The sequence below is a fragment of the Mycetocola manganoxydans genome (genome assembly GCF_003667545.1).
GTDB classification, from domain to species: domain Bacteria; phylum Actinomycetota; class Actinomycetes; order Actinomycetales; family Microbacteriaceae; genus Mycetocola_A; species Mycetocola_A manganoxydans.
In genome coordinates this window covers 26,383-48,400 of the sequence record NZ_RCUV01000002.1, presented here as the reverse complement: position 1 = coordinate 48,400, position 22,018 = coordinate 26,383, and the positions used below count along the sequence as shown (strand labels likewise).

25 protein-coding genes are annotated in these 22,018 nt (G+C 65.3%); 9 read left to right on the top strand and 16 right to left on the bottom strand.

The window, feature by feature from the left end; genetic code table 11:
• The first annotated feature begins 173 nt into the window (after nt 1-173).
• Nucleotides 174-350, top strand: coding sequence for a hypothetical protein (locus tag D9V29_RS14840; RefSeq protein ID WP_183084875.1), 177 nt, complete (start codon nt 174-176; stop codon nt 348-350).
• Between the two features lie 2 nt (nt 351-352).
• On the top strand, nt 353-562 hold the full coding sequence (locus D9V29_RS01540) for a YozE family protein (protein ID WP_121671565.1): 210 nt from the start codon (nt 353-355) through the stop codon (nt 560-562).
• Nucleotides 563-709: 147 nt separating this feature from the next.
• Here the strand turns inward: D9V29_RS01540 and D9V29_RS01535 are convergent, their stop codons facing one another.
• The 3 genes from D9V29_RS01535 to D9V29_RS01525 are packed head-to-tail and all read right to left on the bottom strand — an operon-like array spanning nt 710 to nt 1,925.
• Nucleotides 710-1,192 (bottom strand): heavy-metal-associated domain-containing protein, encoded by a 483-nt coding sequence (locus tag D9V29_RS01535; RefSeq protein WP_121671564.1) that lies wholly within the window; start codon nt 1,190-1,192, stop codon nt 710-712.
• Between the two features lie 15 nt (nt 1,193-1,207).
• Nucleotides 1,208-1,603, bottom strand: coding sequence for a heavy-metal-associated domain-containing protein (locus D9V29_RS01530; RefSeq protein ID WP_121671563.1), 396 nt, complete (start codon nt 1,601-1,603; stop codon nt 1,208-1,210).
• 40 nt (nt 1,604-1,643) lie between these two features.
• The gene (locus tag D9V29_RS01525; RefSeq protein WP_121671562.1) at nt 1,644-1,925 is read right to left on the bottom strand and encodes a metal-sensitive transcriptional regulator; all 282 of its coding nucleotides are present in this window, start codon (nt 1,923-1,925) and stop codon (nt 1,644-1,646) included.
• 94 nt (nt 1,926-2,019) lie between these two features.
• On the opposite strand from D9V29_RS01525, the gene D9V29_RS01520 reads away from it, so the two are divergent.
• Nucleotides 2,020-4,170, top strand: coding sequence for a heavy metal translocating P-type ATPase (locus D9V29_RS01520; protein WP_121671699.1), 2,151 nt, complete (start codon nt 2,020-2,022; stop codon nt 4,168-4,170).
• Between the two features lie 356 nt (nt 4,171-4,526).
• Here the strand turns inward: D9V29_RS01520 and D9V29_RS01515 are convergent, their stop codons facing one another.
• The 3 genes from D9V29_RS01515 to D9V29_RS01505 form a co-directional block, all read right to left on the bottom strand.
• Nucleotides 4,527-5,423, bottom strand: a complete 897-nt coding sequence (locus D9V29_RS01515; protein WP_229790383.1) for an EamA family transporter — start codon at nt 5,421-5,423, stop codon at nt 4,527-4,529.
• A gap of 117 nt (nt 5,424-5,540) precedes the next feature.
• Nucleotides 5,541-5,750: a CDGSH iron-sulfur domain-containing protein gene (locus D9V29_RS01510; protein WP_121671698.1), complete on the bottom strand. Its 210-nt coding sequence runs from the start codon at nt 5,748-5,750 to the stop codon at nt 5,541-5,543.
• Between the two features lie 14 nt (nt 5,751-5,764).
• Nucleotides 5,765-6,874, bottom strand: a complete 1,110-nt coding sequence (locus D9V29_RS01505; protein WP_229790384.1) for an iron-containing redox enzyme family protein — start codon at nt 6,872-6,874, stop codon at nt 5,765-5,767.
• Between the two features lie 140 nt (nt 6,875-7,014).
• On the opposite strand from D9V29_RS01505, the gene D9V29_RS01500 reads away from it, so the two are divergent.
• A complete protein-coding gene (locus D9V29_RS01500; protein WP_308428556.1) occupies nt 7,015-7,500 on the top strand; it encodes a transporter substrate-binding domain-containing protein in 486 nt (161 codons plus the stop codon).
• A complete protein-coding gene (locus D9V29_RS01495) occupies nt 7,497-8,498 on the top strand; it encodes a cation transporter (RefSeq protein ID WP_121671559.1) in 1,002 nt (333 codons plus the stop codon). The genes D9V29_RS01500 and D9V29_RS01495 overlap by 4 nt, the downstream gene beginning before the upstream one ends.
• Before the next feature lie 69 nt (nt 8,499-8,567).
• Here the strand turns inward: D9V29_RS01495 and D9V29_RS01490 are convergent, their stop codons facing one another.
• From D9V29_RS01490 to D9V29_RS01480, 3 genes are all read right to left on the bottom strand, one after another.
• Complete coding sequence (locus D9V29_RS01490) at nt 8,568-8,906, bottom strand: DUF7882 family protein (RefSeq protein WP_121671558.1); 339 nt, start codon at nt 8,904-8,906, stop codon at nt 8,568-8,570.
• Nucleotides 8,907-9,017: 111 nt separating this feature from the next.
• On the bottom strand, nt 9,018-10,463 hold the full coding sequence (locus D9V29_RS01485) for a sensor domain-containing protein (RefSeq protein ID WP_121671557.1): 1,446 nt from the start codon (nt 10,461-10,463) through the stop codon (nt 9,018-9,020).
• The gene (locus D9V29_RS01480) at nt 10,447-11,259 is read right to left on the bottom strand and encodes an alpha/beta fold hydrolase (RefSeq protein WP_229790385.1); all 813 of its coding nucleotides are present in this window, start codon (nt 11,257-11,259) and stop codon (nt 10,447-10,449) included. Before D9V29_RS01480 ends, D9V29_RS01485 begins: the two co-directional genes overlap by 17 nt.
• Nucleotides 11,260-11,632: 373 nt before the next feature.
• Between D9V29_RS01480 and D9V29_RS01475 the strand changes: the two genes are divergently transcribed.
• Nucleotides 11,633-12,391, top strand: coding sequence for an EAL domain-containing protein (locus D9V29_RS01475; RefSeq protein ID WP_183084874.1), 759 nt, complete (start codon nt 11,633-11,635; stop codon nt 12,389-12,391).
• A 60-nt stretch (nt 12,392-12,451) separates the two neighbouring features.
• Here the strand turns inward: D9V29_RS01475 and D9V29_RS01470 are convergent, their stop codons facing one another.
• The 7 genes from D9V29_RS01470 to D9V29_RS01440 all read right to left on the bottom strand — a co-directional run bounded on the left by D9V29_RS01470 (nt 12,452) and on the right by D9V29_RS01440 (nt 18,685).
• On the bottom strand, nt 12,452-12,721 hold the full coding sequence (locus tag D9V29_RS01470) for a hypothetical protein (RefSeq protein WP_229790386.1): 270 nt from the start codon (nt 12,719-12,721) through the stop codon (nt 12,452-12,454).
• A 135-nt stretch (nt 12,722-12,856) separates the two neighbouring features.
• Nucleotides 12,857-13,321, bottom strand: coding sequence for a GtrA family protein (locus D9V29_RS01465; RefSeq protein ID WP_121671555.1), 465 nt, complete (start codon nt 13,319-13,321; stop codon nt 12,857-12,859).
• A gap of 133 nt (nt 13,322-13,454) precedes the next feature.
• Nucleotides 13,455-14,360 (bottom strand): endonuclease/exonuclease/phosphatase family protein, encoded by a 906-nt coding sequence (locus D9V29_RS01460; RefSeq protein WP_121671554.1) that lies wholly within the window; start codon nt 14,358-14,360, stop codon nt 13,455-13,457.
• A gap of 34 nt (nt 14,361-14,394) precedes the next feature.
• Nucleotides 14,395-15,354 (bottom strand): glycoside hydrolase family protein, encoded by a 960-nt coding sequence (locus D9V29_RS01455; protein WP_121671553.1) that lies wholly within the window; start codon nt 15,352-15,354, stop codon nt 14,395-14,397.
• Nucleotides 15,355-15,442: 88 nt separating this feature from the next.
• Complete coding sequence (locus tag D9V29_RS01450; RefSeq protein WP_121671552.1) at nt 15,443-16,336, bottom strand: carbohydrate ABC transporter permease; 894 nt, start codon at nt 16,334-16,336, stop codon at nt 15,443-15,445.
• 1 nt (nt 16,337) lies between these two features.
• Nucleotides 16,338-17,207 (bottom strand): carbohydrate ABC transporter permease, encoded by an 870-nt coding sequence (locus D9V29_RS01445; protein ID WP_121671551.1) that lies wholly within the window; start codon nt 17,205-17,207, stop codon nt 16,338-16,340.
• A 149-nt stretch (nt 17,208-17,356) separates the two neighbouring features.
• On the bottom strand, nt 17,357-18,685 hold the full coding sequence (locus D9V29_RS01440; RefSeq protein WP_183084873.1) for an ABC transporter substrate-binding protein: 1,329 nt from the start codon (nt 18,683-18,685) through the stop codon (nt 17,357-17,359).
• 141 nt (nt 18,686-18,826) lie between these two features.
• Here D9V29_RS01440 and D9V29_RS01435 point away from each other — a divergent pair, with 141 nt between their 5' ends.
• The 3 genes from D9V29_RS01435 to D9V29_RS01425 all read left to right on the top strand — a co-directional run bounded on the left by D9V29_RS01435 (nt 18,827) and on the right by D9V29_RS01425 (nt 22,007).
• Entirely contained in the window at nt 18,827-19,540 is a 714-nt protein-coding gene (locus tag D9V29_RS01435; protein WP_121671550.1) for a GntR family transcriptional regulator, read from the top strand.
• 62 nt (nt 19,541-19,602) lie between these two features.
• On the top strand, nt 19,603-20,373 hold the full coding sequence (locus D9V29_RS01430; protein ID WP_183084872.1) for a glycosyltransferase family 2 protein: 771 nt from the start codon (nt 19,603-19,605) through the stop codon (nt 20,371-20,373).
• Entirely contained in the window at nt 20,370-22,007 is a 1,638-nt protein-coding gene (locus D9V29_RS01425) for a glycosyltransferase family 39 protein (RefSeq protein WP_121671548.1), read from the top strand. The genes D9V29_RS01430 and D9V29_RS01425 overlap by 4 nt, the downstream gene beginning before the upstream one ends.
• Nucleotides 22,008-22,018 lie beyond the last annotated feature (11 nt).

Below are 22,018 nucleotides of genomic sequence, written 5' to 3'. Positions count from 1 at the left end.
TCACCTGCAAACGGTGCGATCTCCTGTAACACGGGGACAAGGTGGGCCGCAGCCAGCGGCCTCCGCTGGGGGCAAGTCCGGGTTGACCGGGGCGGAGCGCAACCCCCTGTCCTGCAGGGACGGGCGAAACGTAGTGTGGGGGAACCAGCAACCACGTACGAAGGGGGAGCGACATGTCGAACACTGACAACACCGATCCGATGCAGGGCGAACCGGGCGAGCCCGGCCCCGACTCGACCATCCCGGACAGCGACACCGGTATCGCCGTCGGGTACACGGGCGAGCCATCGACGATGGAACCTGAGGAAGACCCCGACCACCCGAGTGACGACAAGACGATTGAGAGCTGACGATGACTGAAACCTTCGCTACCTGGCTCGCGCAGCAGCGGGACCGTGAAGACGTCGTGGGCGAACTCGCGCGATCCGTCGCGGATGACGAGCTCTTCCCCGAGCACGGCGACAAGGCGATCTTCGACGGCTACTTCAGTGCAGACAACACGGTCGACGAGGTCCGCGCGTCATTCGAGCGTGCGTGGGACGAGTTCAGCGGCCTGAACTGACGGGCGTCACGCCGGTCGCGTTGGCCCCGCGCCGCCTCACGCCGGCACAAGGAAGAAGCGCCGAAATAAGGATGCGATCGACTGATTCGTCCTTATCTCGGCGCTTTTTCCCTGTTCGGGCGCACCGCGCCGCTGCGCGCCTGAGTGCTACGAAGCGACCGGGACAGCGTTCGTCGCGAGAGCGTAACCGCAATCGACCAACGCTGCGTGTACTGCATCCCGATCGAGTTCCCACGAGCTCGCCACGGTGACACGCGAGACGCCACCGCTGTTGAGGTCGACGTCGACCGACTCGACGCCCGGCAGTCGCTCGAGTGCGTTCATCACGGTGACGATGCACCGCGCCCGCGTCATACCGGTCACCTCGAACACCGACGACGATGCCTGGGGTGCGCTCGACACCCGCGGCGCGCCGATCACGGAGTCCGTGCGTACGGTCGGCGCCGGTGCTGCCTGGCAGGCGCAGCCGCCGCCACTTCCGCAGCCTCCGCTGGGTTCACTTCCACACGCGCCACCGCATCCGTTCGTGCTGCCGCATCCGGAGCCGCCGTCACCGCCGCAGCATCCGGCACCTGCGCCAGCGACGCTCTTGGCGGTGAGGCCGAGATCGTTGTTCGGACCTGTCGACATGTGAGTTCCTCAGATCTAGTCGGCGGAGAGCGGTGCGGGCGAGAGTGAGTAACCGGCCTCTTCGATCGCCGCGGCGACGTGCGCCTTGTCGAGTGGTGCCTCACTCAGCACGACGACGGATGACACGCCCTCGGGGTTGAGCTTCACATCGACACCGTTGACGCCGTAGATCTCGGCGAGTTCCTCAGTGACACTCTTCACGCAGTGCTCGCAGGTCATGCCCGAGACCGAGAGCTCGGTGACGACCGAGGTCGACGACGCCGAAGCAGACGACGCGGCGGCGCTCGCCCCGGAGCCGTGCCCGCCACACATGCAGCCGCCGGCGCCACCGCAGCATCCGCCGCCGGACGGGGCTGTAGCTGTATCGCGCTTCTGCGTCAGGCCGAGGTCGTTCAGGGGTCCGGTGGACATGGCATTACTCCTTGATGCGGGGTTTCGGGGGTGCAAGATTTCAGGAACGCACGAGCCGCGCAATGGCGGCGGATGCTTCGCGCAGCTTCTCATCGGCGACCGGGCCGCCCTCACGGGTGGCCTCGGCGACGCAGTGGTTGAGGTGGTCGTCGAGCAACTGGAGGGCAACAGTCTCGAGGGCCTTGGTCACCGCCGACACCTGCGTGAGGATGTCGATGCAGTAGACGTCATCATCGACCATGCGCTGGATTCCGCGCACCTGGCCCTCGGCGCGGCGCAGGCGCTTGGTCAGATCCGCCTTGTTGTCGACGTAGCCGTGCATGGGTCCTCCTCGAGTGAACTCCGTCCAGTATACCTCTAGGGGGTATTGCTGCGACCCCTTCCAATATACCCCTAGGGGGTATGCGATGACGGTCATGACAACTTCCCACGGATCACACGAACTCAGCGCGGATGCCACGGGCAGGGCCGACTCCACCGGTTCCGACGTGCACGAACACGCCGGTCATGCTGGTCACGGCGGTCATGCGGGCCACGGCGACCACGCCGGTCATGCTGGCCACGGCGACCATGCCGGTCATGCCGGTCACGGCGACCATGCCGGTCATGCCGGTCACGGCGACCATGCCGGCCAGTTCCGCCGCCTGTTCTGGATCATGCTCGTCCTTGCCATCCCGGTGGTCGGTTTCAGCATGATGTTCGCGGACATCCTCGGCTATCCCCTTCCGGATCAGCCATGGGTTCGCTGGGTGTCGCCGATCCTCGGCACCGTGATGTTCGTCTGGGGCGGCAAACCGTTCCTCGTCGGGGCGGTCGACGAGATCAAAGCCCGCAAACCAGGGATGATGCTGCTCATCGGGCTCGCCATCTCGGTCGCGTTCGTCGCGTCGTGGGGCGCGAGTAGCGGCATCCTCGATCATGCGCTCGATTTCTGGTGGGAGCTCGCGCTGCTCATCGTGATCATGCTGCTTGGCCACTGGATCGAGATGCGGTCGCTCGCGCAGACGTCGTCGGCGCTCGACTCGCTTGCCGCGCTGATTCCCGACGAGGCGGAGCGGGTCGAGGGCGACACCGTCGTCCCGGTGGCGCCGGCCGAGCTCGTCGTCGGTGACGTTGTCGTGGTGCGCCCGGGAGGCCGAATCCCGGCCGACGGTGACATCGCCGAGGGAGCTGCAGACGTCGACGAATCGATGGTCACCGGAGAGTCGATGCCGGTGCGTCGCTCGACCGGCGATCCCGTCGTCGCCGGGACGGTCGCCACCGACAGCGGCCTCCGCATCCGGGTGACCGCGGTGGGGGAGGAGACCGCGCTCGCCGGCATCCGCAAGCTCGTCGCTGATGCGCAGAATTCATCGTCACGGGCGCAACGGCTCGCCGACACCGCCGCCGGCTGGCTGTTCTGGTTCGCACTTGGCGCCGCAGCGGTCACCGCCATCGTGTGGACGTTGCTCGGCACCCCCGACGACGCCGTCATCCGCACGATCACCGTTCTCGTCATCGCCTGCCCCCACGCGCTGGGCCTCGCTATTCCGCTCGTGGTGTCGATCGCGACCGAGCGGGCCGCCCGCGCCGGCGTGCTCGTCAAGGACCGGCTCGCCCTCGAGAGCATGCGCACCGTCAACACCGTGCTGTTCGACAAGACCGGAACGCTCACCCACGGTGAACCCGTCGTCTCCGCCGTGTCCCCTGCCGAGGGCTGGACGACCGATCGGGTGCTGGCGCTCGCCGCCGCGGCGGAGTCCGACAGCGAACACCCCCTCGCTCGCGCGATCGTGCGCGCCGCATCACACCTCGAGCTGTCAGCCGCGACCGACTTCCGGTCATCGCCCGCCGAGGGGGTCTCGGCGACGGTTGGCGGAGCATCCGTTGCCGTCGGCGGACCGTACCTCCTCGAGCGGCGGGGTCTTGAACCGTTGCCCTCAACCTGGGATGCCTCCGGCGGCACGCTGCTGCACGTGATCGTTGATGGTGAGGTGGTCGGGGCGCTGGAGCTCGTCGACGAGGTGCGGGCTGAATCGATTGCTGCCGTGCAGGCGCTGCACGAGCGTGGCATCCAGGTCGTGATGATCACCGGAGATGCGGAACCCGTCGCCCAGAGGGTGGCGGATGCCGTCGGCATCGACCGCGTGTTCGCCGGCGTCCGGCCCGAGGACAAGTCCGCGCGCGTGGCCCAGTTGCAGTCGGAGGGTCGGCGGGTCGCGATGGTCGGCGACGGCGTGAACGACGCTCCGGCCCTGGCGCAGGCGGACGTGGGCCTCGCCATCGGCGCGGGAACCGACGTGGCGATCGCGTCCGCCGGTGTGATCCTCGCGAGCGATGACCCGCGCTCGGTGCTCTCGGTGATCGAACTCTCGGAGGCGAGTTACCGCAAGATGAAGCAGAACCTGTGGTGGGCCGCCGGGTACAACCTGTTGTCGGTACCGCTTGCAGCAGGCATCCTCGCTCCGGTCGGATTCGTGCTGCCGATGGCGGTGGGCGCGCTGCTGATGTCGCTCTCGACGATCATCGTTGCGCTCAACGCGCAGCTGCTGCGCCGGCTCGACCTGCGGCCCGGCGGGCGTCGGTGACCGCGTCTCGACGGTGATCGAGCCTGTCGAGCGGTGATCGAGGCCCAGCGGTGATCGAGGCCCAGCGGTGATCGAGCTTGTCGAGATCCGCAGTTCGAGGCATCCGTCGGCCGGAGAGAAGGAAATAAACGCGAGATAAGGATGGTCGGGCCACATTCGTCCTTCTCTGGGCGTGTTGTCCTTCTGGGGCGCGAGGGTTGAGCGGATGCCCCGTCACGGTCGCACGCAGAAAAGGAGATCGCACGGTTTGCAGGAGGTTGTCGGGACTTTCGTCCTGTGAATCGTGCGATCTCCTGCCGATCGTGCGCGGCGGCATCCGTGAGCCGGCGGTGATCGGGCTTGGCGAGATCCGCGCCTCAGGCGACCGGCTCGGCGAGCCCCGCCTGCTTGCGTGCGTGAACGGATGCCGATCGCACCGCCCCAGCACTGGCAACGACGACGAGCAGAATCGCGAGCCCGCTGACCAGGGTGAGACCCTGGCCCAGCACCAGCGCGCCCACGATGGCGGCCATTGCCGGGGCGAGGCTCATCAGGATCGAGAACGTCGATGCAGCCAAACGCCGCAGCGCGAGCAGTTCCAGGGCATAGGGGATCGCGGACGACAGCACGGCAACCGCGAGCCCGAGCAGCAGGATGGTGGGGCTGAACAGGGTCGAGCCGGCTGTGCCGAGGCCGAGCGGCAGCGTCACCAGGGCTCCGATCGACATGGCGATCGCGAGCCCGTCGAGCTTGGGGAACCGGGCACCGGTCCTGGCTGACATGAGGATGTAGCCCGCCCAAAGCGCGCCGGCACCCGCGGCGAAGAGCACGCCGATCGGGTCGAGCGCTTCGAGTCCACCCCGGCTGAGCAACGCGACACCGATGAAGGCAAGGACCGCCCACAGCCAGCTCGACGCCCGCCGACTGACGATCACCGAGAGAAGCAGCGGCCCGAGCACTTCGATGGTGACGGCGGGTCCGAGCGGAAGCCGCGCGAGTGCCTCGTAGAACAGCGCGTTCATGCCGGCGAGGACGAGCCCGAACGCGGCAACGGTGAGCCAGTCACTGCGGGAGTAGCCGCGTAACCGTGGGCGGCAGATCAGCAGCAGCACGATTGCAGAGAACACGAGCCGCAGGGTGACCATCCCGAGGGCGCCGACGGTCGGGAAGAGCAGCACCGCGAAGGACGCACCGACCTCCTGGCACAGCAGACCGCCGAGCACCAGGCCGGTCGCGCCGATCGGCACGCGGGATGCCGGCTGGGTCGAGGTCACCCGTCCAGCGTAGGGCCAGCGCGGCATCCGCTCGTCACACGCAAAACAGGAGATCGCACGATTCGCAGGAGGAAACTCGCGAAAGTCTCCTGCAAACCGTGCGATCTCCTGCGAAACCTACGGGTCGGTCGTGAAGCCGATCGCCTTGTGCGTTCCATCGCAGAACGGCTTGATCGCCGACACTCCGCACCGGCACAGGGCGATCGTGCGGCGCTTGCGCTCGATCGGATCACCTTCCGGCGTGACGAGGTCGAGCTCGCCGCGCACGAGCAACGGTCCGTTGGGGCACGCGACGATCTGCGGCGCTGCCCGGTTGAGATCACTCATGTCTGCCTCCATACTCACGACCCCGATCCGGATGCCACGTGACCGCCGGGCGTGGACGATTCAGCTCCCGGCTCCAGCGGCACCCGCAGCGCCGACTCACCCGCTGTCCACGCGTCGAGAATGTGTTGCCCGGCCCAGCCGTCGACCGTGAGGCACGCGGCTGCACCGAACATGATGTCGGCGAGGAGCGCCGGTTCGTCCTCGGCGAGGGACCCGGCGAGGTCGCGGCCCGCGATCTGCTCATGGACGGCATCCGCCTCGACGTGCTCGTCGAAGTACCACGTGACATCCTCACCGAATCCGTTGCGGCGGAATCCGCGCGCATACAGCCCGTTGGGAATCGAGGACGTCATTTCGAACGCAGCGAGGTGCCCGGCAATAGCGCCGCGCAACCGCCGGTTGAGCCCGAACATTGACATCATGTTGAGCGACGCGAGGGTCACCGCCGGCACGTGGTCGACGTACCTGCCGTACCGGTCATCCAGTCCGAGACCGCGCATGGTTCCCGCGAAGATGGCGGCGTGCATCCGCTCGGGGCGGCCGCCGCCGTATTCGTCCGATTGGATCTCGACCATCGCGGCCTTCGCCCGGCCACTCAGCCGGGGGATCGCCCACGAGTGCGGGTCGGCCTCTTTGAGGGTGTAGATCGAGCGGTGCACGAGAAACTCGGCGAGTTGCTCGCGCGTCGCCTTCGCGGCCACGTAGCGAGACAGGCTCGGGCCCGAGTCCGCGCCCGTGAGAGTGAACAATGCGGATGCCACGGCGCTCGACGTCGACTCCGGCAACTCCGGCATCGGAACGTTGTCGCGCAGCTCGGCTTCGAATGCGGACTCGAGCCGTCGGCGCGGTGCGATGAGCGACGGATGCCACTCCCACGCGTCATCCGTGTCGACCACGGAGCCGTAGTGGAGCCCGTAGAGGATGAACAGGGCGAGTTGCACGTCGTCGTCGTGCACGAGCCGGGCAGCGCGGTCGATCGTTTCGTCGGCGAGCGGAAGCAGGTCGACATCATCGCCTGGCGCCGAGCGGAGGAGCTCGAGGAGTCGGGCGCTCAGCGGCCCGCGGGCGCTGAACGTGGGGTCGGAAAAGGTGCTGGGGCCCATCAGGGTCTGGGATCGTGCCATTGTTCAACAGTCCCCCTCAGCGACGTGCCGTCGCAAGGCCCTTGCCAATCGATCCGACTTAGGACAGCGGATTCTGGACGTAGAAACGGCCCGGGTGCAAGTGGCTCTCGCCGCCCACGCTTCGTCGCTATGGTTGCCTCATGATGTCCCGGATCCGCTCGAAAATCGCCATCGCGGCGCTCGCGGTGGCGCTCGGCCTGACCGGGTGTGCGACCACGTTTCCCGCTGATCCGGAGGGCACGCTCGACCGGGTGAGCGGCGGAACTCTCCGCGTCGGGATCTCGCCGAACGGGGAATGGACCCAGATGACCGACGACGGTGAGGCATCCGGGATCGAGGTCGACCTGGTCGAGGAGTTCGCGGGTTCGATCGACGCGGACATCGCCTGGGTCGAGGGAAGTGAGGAACGCCTCATGACGCAACTGGAGGAGGGGTCGCTCGATCTCGTCATCGGTGGTCTCACCGACCAGTCTCCGTGGAGCGATCGGTCGGCGATCACGAAGCCGTTCACCGAAGTGACGACGAGCACGGGGCTGGAGAAGCACGTCATGGCAGCGCCCATGGGAGAGAACGCGTTCCTGCTCGAGCTCGAGCGCTTCCTGCTGAACACGGAGGGCGCCCCGTGAGCGACGTCGGCTTCGGTGAAACCGCGCTGCCCCAGAGGCAGAAAGAGACCCTCGCGAAGGCGATCCGCCTCGAGTGGATCACGATCGGGTTCCTGGCGGTCACCGTCACCCTCGTGTTCCTGGTGCTCGGCAACTCACAGGCGATGAAAGCGGCATGGATCGAGGACCTGCTGTCGTTCATCCCCCCGATCGTGTTCCTCATCGCGGTGCGGCTGGCTCGACGGAAACCCAACCCGAAGCATCCGTACGGATTTCACCGGTCCGTCGGCGTTGGACACCTCGTCGCCGCCGTTGCGCTTGTCACCATGGGGACGTTCCTCATCGTCGACTCCGGCTCCGGGTTGATCATGGGTGAACACCCGAGCATCGGCTCGGTCGAGCTCTTCGGGCAGGTGTTCTGGCTCGGCTGGCTCATGATGGGCGTCATGGCGCTCATCGCGCTTCCACCCGTCTTCATCGGCCGGGCCAAGATGAAGCTGGCCCGGGAACTGCACGACAAAGTTCTCTATGCCGATGCCGACATGAACAAGGCCGACTGGATGACCGCACTCGGCTCCATGGTCGGCGTCGGCGGTATCGGACTCGGCCTGTGGTGGGCGGACGCGGCAGCAGCCCTGTTCATCGCCGGCAGCATCCTCAAGGACGGGCTGAAGAATGCCCGTGCCGCCGTGGAAGACCTGATGGACACCAGGGCGATGACGTTCGACGACGCGAAACCGCACCCCATCGTGCACAAGGTCGATGAGTATCTGCGAGCGCTTCCCTGGGTGGCGGATGCCGGCTCCCGCGCGCGCGACCAGGGTCACGTCTTCCACATCGAATCGTTCGTCGTGCCGCGTTCGCGCCGCAAAGTGAGTCTCGCCGACGTGGAAGCGGCGCGCGAAGGAGCGAGAGCCCTCGACTGGAAGGTCGACGACATCGTGATCATTCCGGTGAAGGAACTTCCGCGGGTGGTCGAGGAATCCCATCCGGCGAAATCAGAGCGATCGAGACGGTAGCACCGCCGCTGGAGCCGGAAGAAGCGCCGCGGTCTGGAGAGGCGCTGCCGGCTGGGGGAGCGTTGCGGGCTAGAGCAGCGCTGCGGTGCCCGCGTCGGGACCAGCGGGCGGAAGAGCGGGCGGTTCCGGCAGGATCTCGAGCCCGCCGACGGAGTTCGACGAACGCACGAGGGCCTGAACCCAGCGGGAGTTGATCGGCGGCACCTTGCCGCCGTAGTACTGGAAGGTCAACGAAATGGCGTTGTGGATCCAGATCGTTGTGCGGCCGAGACCATTCGCATTCTCGTTCCAGGTGAAAGCGAACGGCTCGCCCCTGCGCAGCTTGGCCAGTATGACGACCTGCAGATGCGCAAGGATGCGGTCATCAATGCTCGCGGTGACCTTCGAGTCATATGTCAGCGTTCCCACCGGGCAGTCCTCCACGCATCGAATTGATGCCGCCCATCGGATGGGCGGCGAAAAATAATTCTATCCCCGGCGAGAACCGGATTCTGGCATCGGCGACACAGTCCCATGCAACTACACAGACACGATCGTGACGCGATCCTTGCCGGCGTTCTTGGATGTGTACATCGCGGCATCCGCCAGTTGGAGCACATTGTCACTCGACACAGCGGGATTCGTGCCTGCACCGAGCAGCGCGACGCCGACGCTCGCCGAGATCGGGCAGGAGTCAGGCACTCCGACAAGAGGTTCCCGAACCACGGCGCGGATGCGATCGGCGATGACCATCGCGGCGTCAGCGTCGGTGTCGTCACAGATGATGACGAATTCGTCGCCACCGTATCGGCCGATCGTGTCCGCGGTACGGACGACGGATCGCAGTCGTTCGGAAACCTGCTGCAGCACCGAATCCCCGACGACGTGGCCGCACACGTCGTTGACGACTTTGAAGCCGTCAAGGTCGAGGAACAACACGGCGACGGCACGCTGTGTTCTGATCACTGTGGCGAGCGTCTGGTCCAGGCGCTCCTCGAGCAACTTGCGGTTGGCGAGTCCGGTGAGCTGGTCGTTCAGCGCGAGTTCGGCGAGCTGCTCCTGCAGGCGCAGGCGCGCCAGCACATGCGCCGACTGCCGAGCGAGTGTCTCCATCAGCTCGATCGCGTTGTCGGCGAGGTGACGTTCCCGTCCGAAATAGCAGACGACGACGCCGGCTGGCTTTCCCTTGTCGAGCAGCGGGGTGGCGCAGGCCGCTTCCAGACGGGCCTCCCTCAGCGTTTCGGTGAGACCGGGAACCACACTGTCGGCCATGTCCGAGTTGGAGACCGCGACAGTCCTGCCGAACGCGAGCGCTGCGGCCTCGATCGTGGCTTCGGCATCCCGCAGCGGGTGCGAGCCGGCCGCCAACTCCAGGTCTCCGTCGCTGTTGATCAAAAGGACGGAAGCGTGAGTGGCAGTGAACGCTTCACGAATGCTCTCGGCGATCGCCGTGGTGAGCTCTTCCTCGGTATCGGCGAGCGTGAATGCACTCGACGCCTGCTGCAGTGCCCGAACGTAGGATTCCGATGACTCAGCAGCCCGCCTCGCCTCGAGCAGGTCCTGTTCGTAGTCCCGGCGCTCCGTGGAGTCGAAAACGGCGATGCGGATCTCCCCCGGTGCACCGTCGTTCCCTGGCACGACGAACGAGTTCACCAGCGTCGGCAGGTGAGTGCCGTCTGCGCGTTGCAGCACGAGCGCGATCTCATCGGCCCGGCCTCGCAGGTGCAGCACCGGGAAATGGCGGGTCTCGTGAAACAACTGGCTGCCTGGCGTGAGCAGGTCTGCGAACCGCCGCCCCACCAGTTCGTGGCAGCCATACCCGGTCATCGTGGCGAAGGCCGTGTTCGTGGTGGTGATCACCCCGTCGTTCGTGGTGACGACGTACCCGCAGGGTGCGTTGTGAAAAAGGTCTTCGAAATCGGCGACCGGATGCTCCGCTCCGGCGAGAGGTGCCGGTCCCGTTTGTGAACTATCCGAGGTAAGCACGGATCTTGTTGCACAATTCTGCGGGGGCGGACAGGTTGGGGCAGTGACCGGTCGCGTCCATCAGCACGAATGAGCTGTTGGGGATTTCGTCCGCCACGAAGCGGCCGACGGCGGTCGGGGCGATGATGTCTTCCCGGCACTGCAGCACGAGAGCCGGAGTCGCGACATTGCGAAGGTCGCGACGGTTGTCCGAGAGGAAGGTGACGCGGGCGAAATGCCGGGCGATCGTGGGGTCGACGTTGCAAAAGCTCTCGGTGAGGGTGTCGCCGAGCGCGGGACGGTCACTGTTTCCCATGATCAGCGGTGCCATCGCTGCCGACCAGCCGAGGTAGTTCGCGTCGAGCGCGTCGAGGAGGGAGTCGATATCCTGCTGTTCAAAACCGCCGACATAGTCCTCGGTATTGATGTATCGAGGCGACGGTCCGACGAGGATGAGTGCTCCGAACCGCTCGGGTCGGCGTGCGGCAGCCAGCACGCCGATCATCGCGCTCACCGAATGGCCGACGAACACGGCGTCGGTCAGGTCGAGGTCATCGAGGATGTCAAGCAGATCATCGGCGTACCCGTGGAGCGAGTCGTATTTGCCCGCGTCATATGCGGAAAGATCAGATTCACCGGCGCCGACCTGGTCGTAGCGGACGACGAGGTAGTCCTCTTCGAACGAGGGTGCGACAGCGCTCCACATCTCCTGGCTGCACCCGAACCCGTGCGCGAAGACCATCGGGCGGCCGGTCATGTTGCCGGAGACAGTGACGTTGTTGCGTTGTCGAACGGATGACAGTTGCTCGGTGGGCACGACGACTCCTGATCACTGGGCGAAAGCCAATTGGTCAGCCGAAGCGCGGCTGTCTCGAAAAGAATATCCGAGCCATTTTCACCGAGCAATTTTGGCAAGGGGCTTCACATCGAGTCTCGAAACGTGTAAGCGAGCCGGAGCGGGTGGAAAATCCACCGCGATCCCGGCGTTCTTGACGTTGGTCGCCAACGATTCGCGACGAGTCACGCCGGGTGAGACAAAAAACGCGACGAGGATTATACGCACATTCGCCGGGGGGCCGGGTGCGTAGATTTTGATTCCCGTTCGAACGACCATGAGGTATGTCCACCTTCAGGCATCACCTCCTGACCTCTGTCCCGTCTGCACTCTTCACGGCAGGCGGCAGCTCTTCGTGAGCGTCGCAACTGACCTGCAGGGTGCGGTTGAGCGGGGCGAGATCCAGGCGTGGTTCCAGCCTCAAATCGACATGTCGACCGGCCGAATCGTCGCTGTCGAAGCACTGTGCCGCTGGCAGCACCCCGAGCGCGGACTAGTGATGCCCGGTGGATTCATCCCCGAAGCTGAAGAGTCTGGCGCCATCCACGACATCGGTGATTTCATGTTGCGAGAGGGATGCCGTCACTCGGCGATGTGGCGAGAGGCCGGCTTCCAGCTCGACGTCTCCGTGAACGTGTCTGCGGTGCAGCTCTCGACACCGGGAGTGTTCGAGTTGCTTCACGAACTCCTGACGGAATTCGCTTTACCGGAAGGCACGCTCACGATCGAGATCACGGAATCCCAGCTCATCGCAGACCTCAACGCGGTCGCCGAGCGCCTCATGCGGCTTCAGTCCTCTGGGCTCGGGATTTCGCTCGACGACTTCGGAACCGGGCACTCATCCCTGTCCCAGCTGCAGGATCTTCCGATCACTGAACTGAAAATTGACCGCTCGCTGATTCAGGACAGCTCGAGCACCGGAGGAGCGCTGATGGCCGTGGCCGTCGCTCTGCTCCAGGAGCGCGGCGTTCGGGTCGTCGCGGAGGGTGTCGAGAACGAAGAACATTTGGCTCGGGTGCGCGGGATGCGTTGCGACCGGGCCCAGGGCTACCTCTTTGGCCGGCCCATGCCGGCGGACGAGATCGACACGATGCTCGCAGCTCAGCTGAGCTGAGGGAAAACAAAAAGCTCTGCTGAACGCGTGGCGTTCAGCAGAGCTGAGAGTCGATCGAGGTCAGAGGCCGAACGCGTCGTCCTCGAGGGCACCCTTCTCAGTGGTCATCGACTCACCGTTGTTCTCGCCGCCGCCGACGTCGATCGTGCTCCAGACGACGGGCATGCCCGGAGAGAAAAGGATGTCGATACCGGGGCCGCCTCGCAACGGCGGAATGTTCACGTAGCCGCCGCCAGCCTGGATCGCCGCGAGAACCTTGTTGCGGAGTTCGGTGACGGGGTCGGGAAGAAAGTAGTCTCGACCATCGACGGTCAGCCTGTGAACGATCACGTAAGAATCCTGTCTCTCTACGGAAGCCTGCCTGGGCGGGGCACGAACATCTACGTTACCGGCTGTAACTCAAAGTTCCTGACAACCACCGGGGGGTTGCGCGGGTGGCCGCTGAACCCGACAGATTGCGGGCGTTCACCGGCCGGAGCGCTCTCCAGCCGTCCCAACGGTTGCGCTCGGCCGGACGCCGCGAAAGACGACGAAGTGATAGAAGAGGAATCGCATGAATACGACGATGACGATGCTCACCAGGTTCACGACATTGACGAGGACAGGGCCGGGGGAGGCGAGCATCCCGACGCCGACGGCGACGATGCCAGCTCCGAGCAGGGTGCAGATCGCATTGACCACGAGGAACAGGACCAGTTCGAGCACGCGGCCGTGCTGGCCCCGGTGGCGGAAGGTCCACTCGCGGTTGCCGAAGTACGCATTGACGAGGGCGACGAGGGACGCCACGATCTTGGCAACGATGAGGTCGGTGCCGAGCGCGTAATGCAGCAGATTGAACACCGCGATCTCGATGACGGTGGAGATCGCGCCGACGGTGAGAAAGCGCGAGCCGAGAACGGCGAGGCGGCGGATCCGGGTCTGAGAGGGCATTCTGGGCTCAACCGTACTTGATTTTCTGGGTAGTGCCCGCCAGCCACGGTGGCGGCGGGCACCCGAAACGGACGTGGTCCTCGACGGGGTTGAACCCGCGAGGACCACGACTCGTTCTGTGACCGGTTGTTCGCTACTTGACCTTGCCGTTGGGGCTCTTGGTGATCGACAGCTCGGCGACGATCGGCAGGTGGTCTGACGCCGTCGTCCGGATGACCTCCGCCGAGGTCGCGGTAGCGCCTCGGGCGGTCAGGATGTAGTCGATACGCAGGGTCGGGTTCTCGACCGATCCGCTGCCGGGAAGTCCCTCAAGGTCAGGACCGAAGGTGTAGTCCTCGTTCTGTCCCAGCGCGGCGAACGTGTCGGTGAAGGCCGAGAAGAGCGGCTGCAGCTCCGGGGCATCCGGAGCCGCGTTGAGGTCACCGACGATGACGGCGGGACGCTTGCTTGTTCCGGTGATCTCCAGAATCTCCTCGACCTGCAGTGCGCGCTGTTCCTCGCGCTGGAAGTCGAGGTGGGTGCTGTAGAACGCGATGTGGTTGCCACGGACGTTCACGACCGCCTCGAGGAGCCCTCGCTGCTCTGTGGGCTGTTCCTCATACTCGATGTTCGTCAGCAGGTGGTTCTCCGAGGAGAGGATGGGGTACTCGCTCAGAATCGCTGTGCCGTACTGACGGTTCTCGGTGTCGCCGGGAAGCGGAGGCTCGTCGAGGTTCGCGCCGTAGACGACGTGCATGTCGAGCCGATCTGCAAGCCACGCTGCTTCGTCGAGGAACTCGCTGCGTGCGCCCCAGTGGTTGTCCACTTCCTGCAGGCCGATGATCTCGGCACCGGAGTCCTCGATGACAGAAGCGGTGCGTTCGAGGTCGAAGCTGTTGTCGCTGTCAGCGCCGTAGTGGATGTTGAATGACATTACTGTCACGTCGGTGGTCTTGGTTTTGCCCTGTCCCGGTGAGGCGACAGCGGGTCCTGCTCCGAGAACGGCGCCTCCGAGAATGAGCGCCGCAGCCGAGCCGGTTGCGATCATTTTTTTCATCATGATGTTTCCTCCTTGTGTGTGGGTGGATCAGGTTTCACATGGCCGTAACCGGAATTCGTGGGAAAAGGCTTTCACCGGCCAAAATCTGGGTGAGCGGGGCTGGGTTCGCGATCTCTCCGACGAAGCGTCCGTCGACGCTGTTCTGGAAACCGAAAACGACCCACTTTCCGTCACGCTTCTGGAAGAGCTGAGCCGCATAGACCCCTGGCACGAAGAAACTCGAGCTGCCGGTGATGTCCCAGGGCCCCAACAGGCTCTGACCCTGCGCGATCCACGTGCCGGTGCTCGAGGTGTGGAAGGGGATGCCAGGTGCCCGGTCGGGCAGGCAGGAGAACAGAAGGGTGGGAGTGCCGTCGATGTCACGCGACTGGATCACTTCCATCTCACCGAACCCGGCGGGTTGAGATAACGGTGGACGGATGCTCCATGTCGTGAGATCGGCGCTGACGGCGTGCCCGACGACGGCGCGCTGGTCGGGGTCTCCGAACCTGCTGCGGGCGGTGATCACCATCTGCCACAGCTGTGTGTCGTGGTCGAAGAAGACGAACGGGTCTCGCCAGGCTTCGTCGACCCAGGTGCCCTCGCCCAGCTTCTCGTACCACCGGGGGTCCGCTTCGAGCACGGGCATGTCGGACCGCGTCCACGTGATGAGGTCCGTGGAGACCGCGGACCCGATCCGTTGTTGCAGGCCGTTCTCCGCGCGACTGACGCCGGTGTAGAACAGGTGCCAGGTGCCATCCGGACCCTGAACGGTGCAGCCCGTCCACGTCGCGAGGTCATCGAAGCCCGGTGAATCGCCGGCGGCGAGGGCGTCTGGAAGAAGCGTCCACTGTTCGAGGTCCGCTGAGACGGCGTGCCCGATCGAGGCGCGGAAGTGGCGCTTGTGCGGATCGATCAGCGCACGGCTCGCGCGGAGAAAGAACAGGTGGTAGTTCTCGCCGTCATCAGCCAGCCAGCTGTCCCACACCCAGTGGTCTGGCAGCCGGAACGTCACAGTGCCGTCCCGATGGAACCGCAGGGGAAAAGTACAGCCAAGATTTATCCTTCTGAAAAAGTTTGTTTGTTGAGGGAGTGGAGAGCGATCAGCCCTTGACGGCCGAGCTCGCCACACCCTCGATGAACCAGCGCTGGAAGATGAGGAACACCACGATGACCGGCAGGACCAGCAGGACACCGAACGCCATCACCTGGCCCCATGCCGGCGGAAGCTGACCCGCGAACACGCTGATCTGCAGTGGCAACGGTCGAAGGTTCGGATCCGAGATCATCAGCACCGGCCATAGGAACGATCCCCACTGGGTGAGGAAGGTGAGGATGGCGACCGAGGCATACGCCGGTTTGCTCATCGGGGCGATGATTCGCCAGAAGATCCCCCACGGATTGGCGCCGTCCATCCTTGCTGCCTCATCGATGCTTCGGGGAATCCCGTTGAAGAACGAGTAGAAGATGAAGATGGACAGGGCGTTGCCGATGAACGGAACGATCTGGATCCAGAGGGTGTTGCGGGCGTCGTTGTACAGGTAGAACATCGGCACGGCGACGGCCTCGAACGGCACGATCAGGAGCAGCAGGATGACGAACAGCGCCTGTCCGCGCCCGCGCCAGGTCAGTCGCGACAGTGCGTATGCTGCCATCGAGTTCACGATGAGTCCCAGCCCGACGACGGCGACGGTCACCGTGAACGAGACGGCGAAGAACCGCCACAGATGCCCGGTGCTGTCCGTGGACAGGCTCGACGCAACGCCTGAGTAGTTATGGAATCCCCACTGCGTCACGTCGAAAACCGCGAAGCCGGCCAGGGTGTCGCTCGCCGGCGCGAGTGACGCCGCGATCATGTACGCGACGGGAGCGAGGAACAGCACTCCGGTGACGAGCAGGGCAACGTAGTGCGGTACGCGGGACGCCAGGGTCCGTCGGCTGATCTTCCGCGGCTTCGTGGCGACCCGGGTCGGGGTCTGAGCCTGAGTCTGGGTCATCTCAGCTCTCCTTTTCGCTGGTGGCGCGGCGCTGGATTACGGACAGGATGACGACGATGACGAAGAAGACCACGGAGATGGCGCTCGCGCGGCCGATGTTGTTCTCATCGAAGGCGGCGGTGACGGCCTCGTACATGACCGTGCGCGTTGCGCCCTCGTTGAGTCCGCCGCCGGATTTGGCGAGCACGTAGATCTGGTCGAAGACCCGCAACGAAAGAATCATCGTGTAGAGCGCAACGAAAACCAGGGTGGGCTTGATGCCGGGGACGGTGACGTGGACGAAGCGCTGCCATGCGCTGGCGCGATCGAGCTCGGCTGCCTCGTAGAGTTCGGCAGGAACCTGCTGCAACGCCGCGAGGAGGATGACCATCTGGAATCCGCAGCCTTGCCAGATCGACAGGACGATCACCGAGGCCAATGCGGTGAGTTCGGAACCCAGCCAGTCCTGAGAGCCGAAGGCGCCACCCGAGAAGAACGACAGTGCCGAGTTGAGCAGGCCCTGGTCGCCGCGGGCGAGGATGAGGCGCCAGATGATGGCCACCAAAGCGATGGGGAACACCACGGGCAGGAAGTACAGGGAGCGGAAGATCCCGACCCCGGGGATGCTCTTCTTGACCAGGAGGGCGAGGGAGAGCGCGAGCGCGGTCTGAACCGGCACGACAACTGCGGCAAAGATCAGGTTGTGCAGCAGAGCGTCGATGAACTGCCGGGAGACGTCCGGGTCTGTGAGGATTCGGACATACTGCGTGATCCCCATGAACGATGGAGCTCGGGGGTCTCCCAGCCGGACGTTGTGGAGAGAGAACCAGATCGCTGCCACGAACGGTACGGCAACGAACAGTGCCAGAAGGAGCAGGGCGGGCGAGGCCATGAGAGGTCCCGCGAAGCGCCCGGATCGGGTCTTCTTTCGGGGCCGCCGGTTTACCGCCGGTGCCTTCGGGGGAATGAGACCTGTTGTAGTAGCGATGAGATGCTCCTCTGACAGGGAAGCGGGGCCCGTGAGGCCCCGCTTCCTGTTGGTTACTCGTCCTGGTATCCGTTGTTGTCCGAGAAGTCGGAGTCGATCGCGCGGGCAGCTGAATCGAGTTCACCCTGCACGTCCGCTCCTCCCCAGATCGCAAGGAGGGCACTGCCGAAGGAGCTCGTCACCGTGGGGTAGCCGGGCGTCACGGGGCGTGCGACAGCGATGCAGTCAGCGGAGACGTCGTCCGAGCTGCAGGCGGACTCGAGGTTGGTCGCGAACAGTTCGAGCGGCTTGCCCGGTCCGTAGAGTTCGCTCTGCTCGAGGGCGGTGGTGCTTCCGGGTACTGCGGCGTTCGCCTCGACCATTGCGGCGATGCTCTCATCGGTGAGGAGGAAGTCGAGGAACGAGCCAGCAGCTTCGGTGTTTCCCTCGGCCGCGGGCGTGACGCCCCACTGCCACGATCCGTGGCCGGCCTTCGTTCCGTTACCGAAGTCAGGCAGCGGCATGAGCGCGAGGTCGTCGCCCAGTGCCTCGCTGAACGTGGGGTACATCCAGTTTCCGGTCCAGGTCAGAGCAGTCTGTCCATCGGGGAACGCGCTACCGCTGGTGTTGGGGTCCGCGAACTCTTTCCACGAAGCCCACTCTTCGAGCGCGTCGACGTTCTCCTGGCTGTTGAGCACGCCATCTGCCTTGCCGTCCTTCATCAGGGTGCCACCCGCCGACCAGATGTTCGGTGTGGTCGTGAAGGTTCCCCACTCGGCAGCGAAGCCGTTGGCTTCTCCGAGGTCGATAGCCTTTCCAGACGGTGAGACCTCAGCGAGCTTGGCGAGGTTTGTGCGGAATTCCTCGACGGTCCACGCTTCATCCGCTGTGGTCGGGGCTTCGATGCCCGCTTCAGCGAGGAGAGTCTTATTCCCCCAGAGGCCCAGTCCGACATCGAACAAGCCGACTGCATAGGTGGCGTCGTTGTACGTGCCACTTTCCTTGACACCGCTGATCCGGTTGTCGAGCGTCTCGGACGAGACGACATCCTCCAGAGGGATGAGCTTGCGGTCATACGCGAACGCGGCCATGGTCGGCGCGTCCATCTCCATGACATCGGGCAGCTCATCCGGCGACGTTGCCTGGATCGTGCTGGTGTAGTCAGCTTCGGGGATGAGGGTCAGCTTGGCGGTCACGTCGTCCTGTGAGGAGTTGAACTCCTTGACGAGAGTCTCCAACGCTGCTGCTTCCGACGCCTGGCCGCTGTGGGCCCAAACGTCGATCGTGCCGTCGGCGGAGTCCCCGCCTTCCGGGCTTCCCGAACATGCGGACAACATGAGGGCGAGGGAGAGTCCCGCGCCGATCGTCACGGCCAGCGGCCGTGACCTCTGTGGTGCAAGCATCGCGATAGTTCCTTCCGGTTCCCGAGGGAATGTGAGTCGAATCGATTCGATTCGAATCGATTCGACATTCTTACATCGAACCGAATCCGGTGTCAATGGATTGGACTAGACCAACCAAAGGGGGAGCAATACGATCAGGGAATGCCCCCACTGGTGCCGCGCCCACCGAAATACTATGCGGTCAAGGAAGATCTGCGTCTGCTGGCAGCCGAGGCGGGCCCCGGTGCCGTGCTGCCCACCGAGCGCGCCCTCGCCGTCACGTTCGGTACCTCCCGCACCACGGTCAGGCAGGCGATCGCCGAACTTGTCGCCGAAGGGGTGCTCACCCGGAGGCAGGGAAAGGGGACGTTCGTTTCTGCCCCGCGTCCGACCTATTTGCGTCAGCTCACGTCCTTTTCCGAGGATGCCCGTGCACAAAACCTCGCGAGCGCGTCGTTCACGCTCGGGGTAGAACGCGTCGTCGCCGACGCCCATCTGGCAGAACAACTCCGCGTTCCCGTCGAGTCGGACCTCACCCGCGTCGCTCGCGTTCGCCTCATCGATGGGGAACCCCTCGCGCATGAGGCGGCCTACATCCCCGGACTGTTCCCGGACCTGCCGGGTCAGCTCGAAGACAACCCTTCCCTCTACGCGGTTCTCAGTACGTGCTACGGCATCGAGATCGTCGAGGCCGAAGACACCGTCGGAACGATGGTCGGCGGACCGGACGACGCGCGTCTCCTCGGCATCGAAATGGGCGCGCCCTTACTCCTGATCTTCCGCCGCGGTCTGGACGCGGACGGAGTACCGGTCGAATGGACACGGTCCGTGTTCCGGGGAGACCGCTTCCAGTTCTTCGCACGCACACGTCGCTGAGCCGGCGCATCCGCTGGACTACGCTTAGCGACAGCCCATTTTTGTCGAAGTCCGGGAGTTCCGTGTCGCTGCAACATCTCGCCGTGGTCATGCCCGCGTACAACGAGGCTGAGGGCCTGCCCGGGTTCCTCGATGAGATTTTGGAGCACATCACTCCGCTCGCGGAGCGGGTCAGCCTGATCGTCGTCAATGACCGCTCGACCGACCAGACGGCATCCGTTCTGACCTCGCTGGAGAAAGAGCTTCCCCAACTCGTCGTCGTAACCGCCGAGGACAACCGCGGGCACGGGCCGACAGCGCTCGCCGCGTATCGCGCGGGGCTCGCCCTCGCGCCGGATGCCCTCGTGCACGTCGACGGGGACGGCCAGTTCCTCGGCACCGACTTTCCGCGGATCCTCAAGGCGTTGCAGTTGCCCGGCGTGGAAGTCGTGCACGGAGTGCGGCAGAAGCGGACCGACCCCTGGTATCGCGCGGCCCTCACCGGATGCGTCGGCGCACTCGCCGCCCTCGTGGTTGGTTCCCGGATTCCCGACGTCAACACTCCGTTGCGCGCGTACCGGCCGGCTGCGATCTCGCAGTTGCTCGACGTGGTTCCGGAGGACGCGCTCGTTCCTCACGTCCACTTCTCCCTCGCCGAACGTCGGCTGGGTTTCGTGGTGCGCTATGTCAAGGTGCTGAGTATTCCGCGCCGCGGATCGACCGCAGCCGGAACGATGTGGGGCGAAGCTGTCGCCATCCCGAAGCTTCCGCCGAAGCGACTGCGGGACTTCAGCCGCCGCGCGATCGCGGAAGTGTGGCGGGTGAGCCTCAAGCCCGGTCGCGCCCGGCCATGAGCGGGACCGCCGTGACGGCTCCGGATGCACCGGCAACCGCGACGGCGGATGCCGGCCGTTTTTCGCGGAGCCGGCTCACGGCATCCGTCCTGTTCTGGATCGCCTTCGGTCTTGTGATCGTCGCCCAGCTCTGGGTGATCGTTCCCGGCTTCACGGTGATGCGACTGTGGGAAGACGAAGCATTCAACCTCACGGTCCCGATCAATCTCCTCAATGGACTCGGCTATACCAGCGACGGCACTCTCTCCGGGAGCCAGCTCGCTCCGTTCGACCCGAGGATCTCGACCGGCCCCGTCGTGCTCCTGCCGATCGCCGCTGTGCTTGCGCTCGGAGTAGACCCGGTGATCGGTGGGCGAGCCGTGATGCTGCTGTTCTACGCCGCACTCCTCGTCGGATTGTGGTTGCTCGGCCGCCGGATCGCCGGGCGCTGGGCGGGACTCGTCGCCGTCACCGTTCCCCTTGGGCTCAACACGTGGGATTCGGCATCGCCGATTCAGACACCGATCGACATCCTCGGTGAGGTGCCGACGGCGGCCTTCATCGTCTGGGCGTTGTACGTCTACCGGACCAGGCCGTGGCTCGCCGGGCTGTTGGTCGGCCTCGCGCTCGAGTCGAAGGCGATCGGGCTTCTCGCGGTGCCGGCCATCGCCGTCGGAGCATTCTTCACGGTGCCAGGTTCGCCGCTCCTGCGCCGGTTCTGGCGCGTGCTGTTCTGCGGGGTGTTCGCGCTCGTCCCGATCCTCCTCGTCGAACTCTGGAAGATTCTCGCCCTCGGGTTCGGCGGCTGGGTCAACGTCACTCGGGAGTTCTGGTATTTCCTCCGCTCCGGCGGGCAGGGTGACGCACAGGTCGCGCCGGCGTCCAAGATGATCGGGCTGTTCGACTCCTGGTTCTCGCCGGTCCCGCTGACCGTTTCTGTCGTTGCCGCGTTCATCGCCGTCGGGGTTCTCGTGCTTGTGCTCGCGCGCCGGCGGATGCTGCCGATCGCCCGCCAGGCGGATCTCGCCCCGGAGCGGAACGCGACTTCCGCTGCCGCCACCGAGGCATCCGCGCGGGAACTTCTCGTGCTTCTGTCGGCGACCCTCGTCGGGCTCGCGACCTGGCTGGGCTGGTGGATGGTGTCGAGCCACCTGCCGGTGTGGATCCGGCACCCGTCGCCCGGCTTGTTCGCGTGTGTGCCCGTCCTCGCCGCGTTCTTCGTGCTCGGCATCCGGCTGCTCTGGCGCGCGACTCCGGCCCTGCGCGCGTGGCGGATGGGATTGCGCGCCGTGGCCGTTGCGGCATCCGTGCTCCTGGCCACGACTCTTGTCGTGCAGGTGCGAGGGCATATCGGCATCGCCGACCATGTGCGGTACGGGGAGACCCTGGGTGCGCAGCGTGCTGCCGCCGCCGAGATCGCGGGGCTCGGCGAAGAGCAGTTCGCGAGTTCCTGGGGTCCGGAGATCTCCGTGGTCGTGCTGTCCGGTGCGCGAGCGGCCCTCACCGACGCTCCGGGTTTCGAGGTGACCACACGGGTCTACGCGAACTACGACCGCTCCGAGGCGGGGCTCGCTGCGTTCGAAACCGCGCTCGAGTCAGCGTGCGCCGACATCCCGCTCCGCACCGGGGTCTACGCGGTCTGCGTGCCCGGCTGATCCACCGGGTA